This is a genomic window from Promicromonospora sp. NPDC057488, from assembly GCF_042802395.1.
Classification (GTDB): domain Bacteria; phylum Actinomycetota; class Actinomycetes; order Actinomycetales; family Cellulomonadaceae; genus Promicromonospora.
The window spans coordinates 1-8,356 of record NZ_JBHVEG010000232.1; the positions used below are offsets into that span (position 1 = coordinate 1).

Annotated in this window: 8 protein-coding genes and 1 pseudogene; 1 reads left to right on the forward strand and 8 read right to left on the reverse strand. The window is 73.1% G+C overall.

What is annotated here, in order from left to right; translation table 11 throughout:
- The 8 genes and pseudogenes from ACFU5G_RS27590 to ACFU5G_RS27625 form a co-directional block, all read right to left on the reverse strand.
- A pseudogene (locus tag ACFU5G_RS27590) lies at positions 1–488 on the reverse strand (HNH endonuclease); the annotation flags it as partial.
- A 320-nt stretch (positions 489–808) separates the two neighbouring features.
- On the reverse strand, positions 809–1,726 hold the full coding sequence (locus ACFU5G_RS27595) for a CPBP family intramembrane glutamic endopeptidase (protein ID WP_377251900.1): 918 nt from the start codon (positions 1,724–1,726) through the stop codon (positions 809–811).
- A complete protein-coding gene (locus ACFU5G_RS27600; protein ID WP_377251902.1) occupies positions 1,723–2,823 on the reverse strand; it encodes a LacI family DNA-binding transcriptional regulator in 1,101 nt (366 codons plus the stop codon). Before ACFU5G_RS27600 ends, ACFU5G_RS27595 begins: the two co-directional genes overlap by 4 nt.
- Positions 2,824–2,905: 82 nt before the next feature.
- Entirely contained in the window at positions 2,906–4,189 is a 1,284-nt protein-coding gene (locus ACFU5G_RS27605; RefSeq protein ID WP_377251904.1) for an MFS transporter, read from the reverse strand.
- A gap of 10 nt (positions 4,190–4,199) precedes the next feature.
- Positions 4,200–4,532 carry a hypothetical protein gene (locus ACFU5G_RS27610; RefSeq protein ID WP_377251906.1) on the reverse strand — a complete coding sequence of 111 codons (333 nt, stop codon included), beginning with the start codon at positions 4,530–4,532 and terminating at the stop codon, positions 4,200–4,202.
- Positions 4,529–5,455 carry a DUF6772 family protein gene (locus ACFU5G_RS27615; protein WP_377251908.1) on the reverse strand — a complete coding sequence of 309 codons (927 nt, stop codon included), beginning with the start codon at positions 5,453–5,455 and terminating at the stop codon, positions 4,529–4,531. The genes ACFU5G_RS27610 and ACFU5G_RS27615 overlap by 4 nt, the downstream gene beginning before the upstream one ends.
- 108 nt (positions 5,456–5,563) lie before the next feature.
- The gene (locus ACFU5G_RS27620) at positions 5,564–6,880 is read right to left on the reverse strand and encodes a wax ester/triacylglycerol synthase domain-containing protein (RefSeq protein WP_377251910.1); all 1,317 of its coding nucleotides are present in this window, start codon (positions 6,878–6,880) and stop codon (positions 5,564–5,566) included.
- Positions 6,881–6,904: 24 nt separating this feature from the next.
- Positions 6,905–7,699: an MBL fold metallo-hydrolase gene (locus ACFU5G_RS27625; protein WP_377251912.1), complete on the reverse strand. Its 795-nt coding sequence runs from the start codon at positions 7,697–7,699 to the stop codon at positions 6,905–6,907.
- 191 nt (positions 7,700–7,890) lie between these two features.
- Between ACFU5G_RS27625 and ACFU5G_RS27630 the strand changes: the two genes are divergently transcribed.
- On the forward strand, positions 7,891–8,310 hold the full coding sequence (locus ACFU5G_RS27630) for a ribonuclease N (protein WP_377251914.1): 420 nt from the start codon (positions 7,891–7,893) through the stop codon (positions 8,308–8,310).
- Positions 8,311–8,356 lie beyond the last annotated feature (46 nt).

Genomic DNA, 8,356 nt, shown 5'->3' on the forward strand with positions numbered 1-8,356 from the left:
GCCAGCGGGCTCGTCTCCCGCCCGGCCCGCTCAGCCACGACATGCGCCTGCACACCAGCCGCCCACGACTGCAACCGGGAGCAGGCCGCGGCGAGATCCCCCAGCATGTCGTCGGACAACGCAGTCAGTGGGGCCGAACCGTCTGCAACGGCAACCGACCTGAGACCGCCCTCGACATCGGGTTCCTCGGCCAGCGCAGCGCCCGCACCACCCGCCGATGCGGCACCCAGCCCCGTGTACTCGGCCACCACCCGCGCCAGCTCGGCACCCGGCGCTTCGGCCAACGCCTCCCGCAGCACCTCCTCCGGCCACAGCACCACTGGCCCGAAACCCGCAGCAGTGTCCAGCCGGCCGCCATACGCGGTCTCACACCACTCCGGCTCCGGCGGCACCTCCAACCCGTGCCGCCCCTCATACTCCCCGAACCACGCCTCACACTCAGCGAACAACGTCGCGAGCCACGCGTCATCGGGCATGGAGCCGTCCACGAACGGATCCTCACGCACAGCGACCCCAGCGGGCACCGAGCCCAACTCGCCCTCCGACCACCGCCCAGCCATACCAACACCCCCTCAAACCCTATTAACACTCCAAGAGCACCATTCCAGCGGACCTTTGTTCGATCCTAGGTCGAGCCACTGACACCCGCTCGTTCTTCTGCCCACCGCGTAACGGGCCGCCTTCGGCGCGCACCAGAGGCCCGCTGCGACAGAGACTTCAGGACGACTACGAGACAGATCGCCCCGCCCCGCCCGCCAGCAAAAGCCTCGGCAGCGCCGATGCAGTGACGCCGCCGCCACCCCGCCGCTCACGCCACGAGGATCATCCCGACGTCGACCCCGATCTCCGGCGCGCAGTGCAGCAGGAACGCCGGCCAGACGCTGCGCGTGCGGCTCCAGACCCAGCCGAGCAGGAGCCCCATCGCGGTGGCGAAGAGCCCGCCGGCCAGGCTGAGGGTCCACACCCCCTCCAGGTCGACCAGCACGGTGTGGCCGACGCCGAAGGCGACGCTGCTGATCACCACGGCCCAGCCGACCCTTGCCCCGAGCACCGCACGGGTCGGCGGGAGCACGGCAACGAGCACGGCGAGCATGACGCCCCGCCAGATGAGTTCCTCGGTCAGGTTGGGGACGGTGGCGTCGTAGGCGAGCTGCTCGACGCTCACCGGCTGGGCCGGTGCCCAGCCCAGGGCGACCGAGAGAACGGTGAGCCCGGCGAACAGACCGAAGGTCGCTCCGATCAGGATCAGGGCCGGACGCGCGGAACCTGGCTCGAGCCGCCAGCGCAGGCCGACCTCGGCCCGCGCCCAACGATGAAGGATTCCCAGCAGCACGGCCAACCACAGCAGATCCAGGATCTTGCCCTGCCAATGGCGTTCCAGGCTCTCGAAGATCGGCAGCGGGGCGATACGACCCGAGAGCGCTGTCAGCAGCACCAGGTACGCGGCAACGGCAACGGCGATCCAGGTGCGTCCCGCGGGCACCCGGGTCGCCCTGCCCTTCCCGCTGCGGACGAGGATCCTGGCCGCCAGGAGCACCAGCACGACGAGGGCGGTGCCGAACACGACCACAGCGGCGTGCGACGCACCGATGACCAGGCCGTTCAACGCCTCGGCCCAGCCACCAGGGTCCAGGACGAGGTGGGCGACGAGCACGGCCGCGACGGGCAGCAGGACCGGCAGCACCCAGCGAGCGGTGTTCGTGGGGTCGGATACCTGGCGCCTCACCCGACCGCCCCCGTCGACGCCCGGGCGTGCAGCACGGGCGGCGGGTCCGACAGGATGTGTCGGCCGCCGTGCGACCCGGCGAGCAGCGTCCGTACCGCGACGGTCCCCACCTCGTGCAGCGGCAGGCTGACGGCGGTGAGCGACGGCGCGAGGTGCTCGTTGATCCACGTGTCGTGCACGGCGGCGACGGACAGGTCCCGCGGGACCACCAGGTCGTGGCGGGCGAGCGCGCCGAGCATGCCGATACCGACGAGCGAGTTGCCGGCGATCAGGGCCGACGGGCGGTCGGCCCCCGCTCCCCAGCGGTCCAGGAGCTCGTCGACGCCGGCTCGTCCGCCGTCGGCCGACCACTCGCCGTGCACGCGGTCCTCCTCCCGGAGCTCCAGGCCCGCCGCGGCCAGCGCCGTGACGATGCCCTCCTCGCGGAGCCGGTTGGTCATCGACTGCCGCGGGCCCGAGACCAGGCCGATCCGGCGGTGCCCCAGCCCGATCAGGTGCTCGGTGAGCAGGCGCGTCGCGGCCACCTCGTCGGGGTAGACCTGGGTCGCGCCCTCGTGCTCGACGTCGGTCGGGGCGTTGACGACGACGGTGGGCAGCGCCCGCGCGATGTCGCCGACCCGCCGGTCGAGCTCGCCGTGGCCGCCCTGCATGACGATGCCGTCGACGCGGCGGCCGCTGATGAGGATCCGGAACGCGTCCTCGTCCGCGAGGAGCTCGTCGACGTCGCCCAGCACCAGGAAGTAGCTGTGGCGGGCGGCCTCCTCGCGCGCCCCGCGCATCAGCTCCAGGTAGATCGGGCTGGACAGGTCGTGGACGACGAGCCCGATGAGCCCGGTGCGGTTGCCGCGCAGGCTCTTGGCCGCCACGTTCGGCACGTAGCCCAGCCGCGCCGCCGTCTCGATGATGCGGGCCTTGGTCTCGGCGGCGGCCCGCGCGGCGGGGTCGCCGTTGAGCACGCGGGACGCCAGAGCACGGGACACCCGGGCGGCCTCGGCGACGTCGGCCAGCCGGACCGGCCCGCTCCGCGCTCCGGCCCCCGCCGCCTGAGGCCCAGCCGCCTGCAACCCTTCCGCCGTCCGCTGCCCCGAGCTGTCCATGTGCCCACTATGCCGGGCGGGGAGGACCGGCGACCAACTGGCCGCCGCTCCTCCCCCGCTGGTCAGACACGGTCAGGCGCAGTCAGACGCGCACGGACCGCGCGACGACCCGCGTCTCCGGGAGCAGGAACATGCCGAGCGCGGCGAGCGCGCACAGCACGGCGCAGTACAGCGCCACCAGCCAGGACCCGCCCCCGGCTGCCGCCGTGAGCCAGGCCGCGACGAACGGCAGGGTGCCGCCCACGAGGGCCCCGGTGATCTCGCGGCTGAACGTGACGCCGGTGTAGCGGTGGCGCACGTCGAACAGCTCCGACATGAACCCCGACTGCGCCGCCAGCATCGCGTCGTTGCAGAACGTGAAGAGCAGCACCAGGGCGATCCAGACGAGCACGGGGGTGCCCGTGTCGAGCAGGAAGAAGAACGGGTAGATCAGCGCCACCGCGCCGAGCGCGCCGGCGAGGAACACCGGACGCCGTCCGACCCGGTCGGAGATCCACCCGGCCAGCGGGATCGTCACGAGCTTGAGCAGGTTGCCGATCAGGATGCCCGTCAGGCCGATCCACGCGGGCGCGCCCACCGTGGCCGTCAGGTACGTCAGCGCGTAGACCGACGGGAGGTAGCTGGCGACGTTGGGGCCGATGCTCGCGAGCATCGCGAAGGGGATCTTGCGCCCGGCCGTGCGGAACAGCTCGCCGATGGCCACCCGTGGCACGGCGCCCTGCGCCTTGGTGCGTTCGTACTCCGGGCTCTCCGCCACCCGCAGCCGGATGAGGACGCCGGCGATGCTCACGGCGATGCTGAGCAGGAACGCGACGCGCCACCCCCAGGACAGGAAGGCCTCCTCGGAGAGCGTGGTGCTCAGCAGGGTCAGCACGCCGGTCGCCAGCAGCGCGCCGACGGCGTTGCCCGCGCCGGGGATCGCCGCGTTGAGCCCGCGGGCGCCGTCGTGGGAGTGCTCGGCGGCGAGCAGCGTCGCGCCGGCGTACTCGCCGCCGGCGCCGAAGCCCTGCACCACGCGGAGCACGACCAGCAGCACGGGGGCGGCGACACCGATGCTCGCGTGGCTGGGCACCAGCCCGATCAGGGTCGAGGAGACACCCATGAGCACGAGGGTGAGGAAGAGCATCTGCCGGCGGCCGTACCGGTCGCCGAGGTGGCCGATGATGAGCCCGCCGACGGGCCGCGCGAAGAACCCGACCGCGAACGTGGCGAACGACGCGAGGGTCGCGAGCACCGGGTCCTGGGACGGGAAGAACACGGCGGGGAACACCAGCGCGCTGGCGGTGCCGTAGAGGGAGAAGTCGTACCACTCCAGTGCGGTGCCCACGGTGGCACCGACGGTGGCCTTGCTGATCCGGAACGTCATCGTTTCCTTTCTAACCCTTCAGTGCGAGGCGCACCGACACGGTGGCGGACGCTGCCCCGCCGTCGGCGTGCCGTGCGGTCCCGGCCAGGCGGAGGAATCCTCCGAAGTGGCTGACGCGGGCGAACGTGGTGCTGGTGGTCGCAAGGACGGTGCCCTCGTCGACCCAGCGGATGCCGTCGGGGCTGACCTGGACCCGGAGCTCGACGCCGGTGCCGGGCTCGGGGTCGTGCAGCTCGACGAAGAAGATGGCCTCGTCGGCCCAGCCGCACTCGTACGGGTGGGTCTCGATCGCGTGGTCGAAGGGCTGCCGGAGCTCGATCACGGAGGTGTAGAAGGTCCTCACGCCGCCTCCCCCCGCTCGACGGAGACGAGCACGGAGTCGAGGAACAGGGAGACGCGCCGGTCGGTGTCGGCCTCGACGAAAAACACCGGGTTGAGCAGGCCCTCGATGTCGTTGTACGCGGGGGCGAGGGTGGGGTGGGCGCCGTCCGGGAAGCGGAAGCTCCGGCCGCCCACGCGGAACTCCTCGTAGGTGCGGTTGACGAGGTCGACGGTCAGCGAGAACGGCGTCCAGTTCAGCTTGTCGTCCGACTCGTTGTAGATCAGGTGCTGCTCGCCGTCCTCGAACCAGGTCGTCGCGACCGTGGACCCGTCGGGTCCGCGCTCGCCGAACCACTGCGGGTCGACGCCGGCCTTGTGCCAGCCGTCGGCGCCGTAGCTCCACTCCTCGTCGGTGGCGTCGGTGGGGCTGTAGTACTGCCAGCGCCGCACGGGCTCGCCGCCGACGGCGTTCACGTACCGGACGCCGGGCATGTAGCGGTGCTCGTCGTCCTGCAGGTCGACGAACATGCCGAACGCGCGCAGGTCGTCGACGCCGAGGCCGGGGCGGTCCTGCTCGACCTTGTACGCGAGCAGGGCCTCGATCCGCAGCCGCCGCGCGTCGCCGGGGACGGCGAGCCGCTTGATCGCCAGGCCCATCGAGCCGGCGGCCGGGGGCTGGTCGGCCGGGGCCGCGGCGGCGCGGCTGGAGATCTTGAGGGAGTAGGTGCCGCTCGCGGAGCCGTGCGTGCCGCCGAAGGCGAAGGTCGCGGAGCTGAGCATCGTCGGACCCCAGTGGATCAGGTCGATGTCGGAGGAGTGCTCGCGGAACCCGGGGGCGACGAAGTTCGGGCGCAGGTCGAGCCACCCACTCATGCCGTTGTCGAAGTCGTCGGCCACGAGGATCCGTGGGAGCGGGTCGAAGAACCCGGAGGGAAAGGAGGTCATGGGCCAGCCGTTCTGGTCGCCTCGCGGCGACATTGCCAGTGAACAATCGATTTATCAGTTGTACGCGGCTGTCGTGTCGTCTGTCAACAGGGTCTCGGCGGGGCGGGGTCAGCCGAGCGCGGCGACGGCCGCCAGCCCGTCCCCGAGGGACTGCCCGACGACGACGGCGGGGAGCGCGTCCGCGTCGCAGTGCACGGCGCAGCGGAGCACGCCGTCGTACGAGATCGCCGCGACACCGAGGCGCACGTCGCCCCCGAGCGCGGCCACGGGCCAGATCCGCTCGACCCGCGCCCCGGCCAGGGCGAGCGGGTGCGCGGGGCCGCGCACGTTCGTCACGAACATGACGACGAACCGCTGCCGGCGCGCGAGCCGCTCGAACAGCCAGGTACCCAGCCGCGTGCGGGTCAGCTCGAACGTCCCGCGCGTGCGCGCCTCCTGCTTGGCGGCGCGGGTCAGCCCGGCGACCCGACGTAGGCGCCCGGCGAGGTCGCCCGCCTCGGTGGGCAGCGGCACGAGCATCACCCCGACGGCGTTGCCCGACCGGCCCCGGTACGGCAGGGCGACCGGCACGCTGGTGGGCAGGACGCCGGGCGGGTCCTCCCCGAGCGCGAGCAGTGCCGACCGTGCCGCCCCGGCGGCCGCGACGAGCAGCGCGTCGTTCACGGTCGCGCCCGCGGACCTGGCGCCGGCGGCGAGACCGGCCAGGTCGACGTCGACGAACGTCACCGCCCGCCGGCGGCCGACACGGCCGAGCAGCGCGGTGGGCGGGACCCCGCGGCGGAGGACGGACGTCGTCCGCTCCAGCCCCGCGGCGAAGGCGCGTGCCCGTTGGCGTAGCCCCCTCGTGCCGTCCGAGCTGGCCGGTTCCACGGCCGCCGACCGTGTTGACGCCCGCTCGCCGACGGACCGCGCTGCCCTTGCCGGCTCCTCCGCCGTCCGCTCTACCACCACCGGGTCCATGAGCGCCCGGGCCAGCCCCACCGCCGCGATGCCGTCCGCCATCGCGTGGTGCACCCGGAGCACGATCCCGGCGCGCGCCGGGGCGACACCCGGCACGACCAGCAGCTCCCACAGCGGCCCGTCGAGCGGGAGCGGCGTGACGACGAGCCGCGCGCACAGGGCCTCGAACCCGCCCCGGCCGTCGACCGCGCCGACCTGCCGCACGTGCCGGTCCAGGTCGAGCCGCACCGGCTCCCACACGAGGGCGCGCCCGGCATGCCGCACCCGCTGCGCGAGCCGGGGCACCGCGGGGACCCGCTCGGCGACCGCGCGCCGCAGCGCGTCGAGGTCCACCCCGCCGTCGAGCCCGACGCACCCGCCGGGTGCGAGCACGCCCGCCATCAGGAACGCGTTGACGTGGTCGGGCGCGTCCAGCACGAAGTTCGAGGCGTCAGCCGCCGTGAGCCGCTCCGGCAGAACGCTCACCTCCTCCGCCGGACACCTCCGACGCTAGGCTCCCCGCGCCAGCGCGGCCAGCGTGAACTCCTCCGGGTACGGCGAGCGCGCCACGGCCTGCGCCGGGGTGAGCGCGCCGGCGGCGACCTCCCGGCACAGCTCGGCGACCAGGGCCAGCTCAGCGCGCTGGCGCCGGACGAAGTCCCGGTCCACCGGGTCACCGTGACCGGGCACGACGACGTCGGCGCCCAGCCCGAGCACGCCGTCGAGCACGCCTGGCCAGCCCTGCGGGAAAGCGTCGCCGAACTGCGGCGGCGCGCCCTGCTCCACGAGGTCACCCACGAGCACGACCCCCGCGTCCGGGACGTGCACGACCAGGTCGTGGCCGGAGTGCGCGGGCCCGAGGTGCCGCAGCCCCACGACCCGGCCGCCGAGGTCCAGCTCGGCGCCGTCGTCGACCAGCCGGTCGGGCAGGACCAGGCGCACGGCTGCGATCCGGTCGGCGACCGCCGGCTCCCCGCGGTCACGGTAGTGCCGCGCCCACTTCTCCCGCTGCTGCTCGCCGGTCGCCACCAGGTCGGCCCGGCACCCCCGCTGCGCCCACACCGCGCAGGGCACGAACGCCTCGGTGCCGAAGCTGTGGTCGAAGTGGGAGTGGGTCAGCACCACCTGCCACGGGAGCGGCGTCACCTCGCGGACGGCGGCGGCGAGCTCCGCGCCCTGCCCGGCGTCTCCCCCGGTGTCCACGACCAGGCAGCCCTCCGCGCCGACGACGAGGCCGACCGACAGGTCCAGCTCCTCGTACCGCCGCACCAGCACGCCGTCCGCGACCTCGATCCACCTCGCCATGCCCCGACCCAAGCAGGCCGGCGCGGGTCCGGACAACAGGACGGCCGGACCTAGGCAGGTTTCCCAGACAAAGCGGACAAGTAAAATTCACCCGCACGTCGGAGCGTCGTCGGGCCGGCGTCGTCCGGATCGGTCAGGATCCTCCCTGCATGTTCCCAACCTGCATGTTCCCCACCGAGAGGGAGGTCAGCGTGTCCGAGAACAAGAGCGTCGCGTCCAGCCTGGTCCGGATCATCGTCATCCTGTCGACGATGGTCGCCTTCGTCACGGCCGGCGGCGTCGCGGTCGCGCCGTCGTCCGAGGCGACCGTCTACAGCTCCTGCACGCACAACGGATGTGCGGAGGCGTACGACTCCAGGGCGATCTGGAGCTCCAAGGGCTACCCGAGCACGCGCGGCTGGGTGAGCTGGCCGAACGGCCAGTGCAACTTCGCGGGTGGCACGCACTACAACAACGAGGGTCAGCTCCCCGCCGGCCACTCCTACCTGGAGTTCGACGTGACGCCGCGGGCCTGCGGCGCGGCGCGGCAGTCCTACCGGCTCATCCTGGACCGGACCACGGGCGTGACCTACTTCTCGCCCAACCACTACGACGACTTCTACCGGATGTGACCCGGTCCCGTGCGCCGCGCCCGGCCGGTCGGCCGGGGTGCGGCGC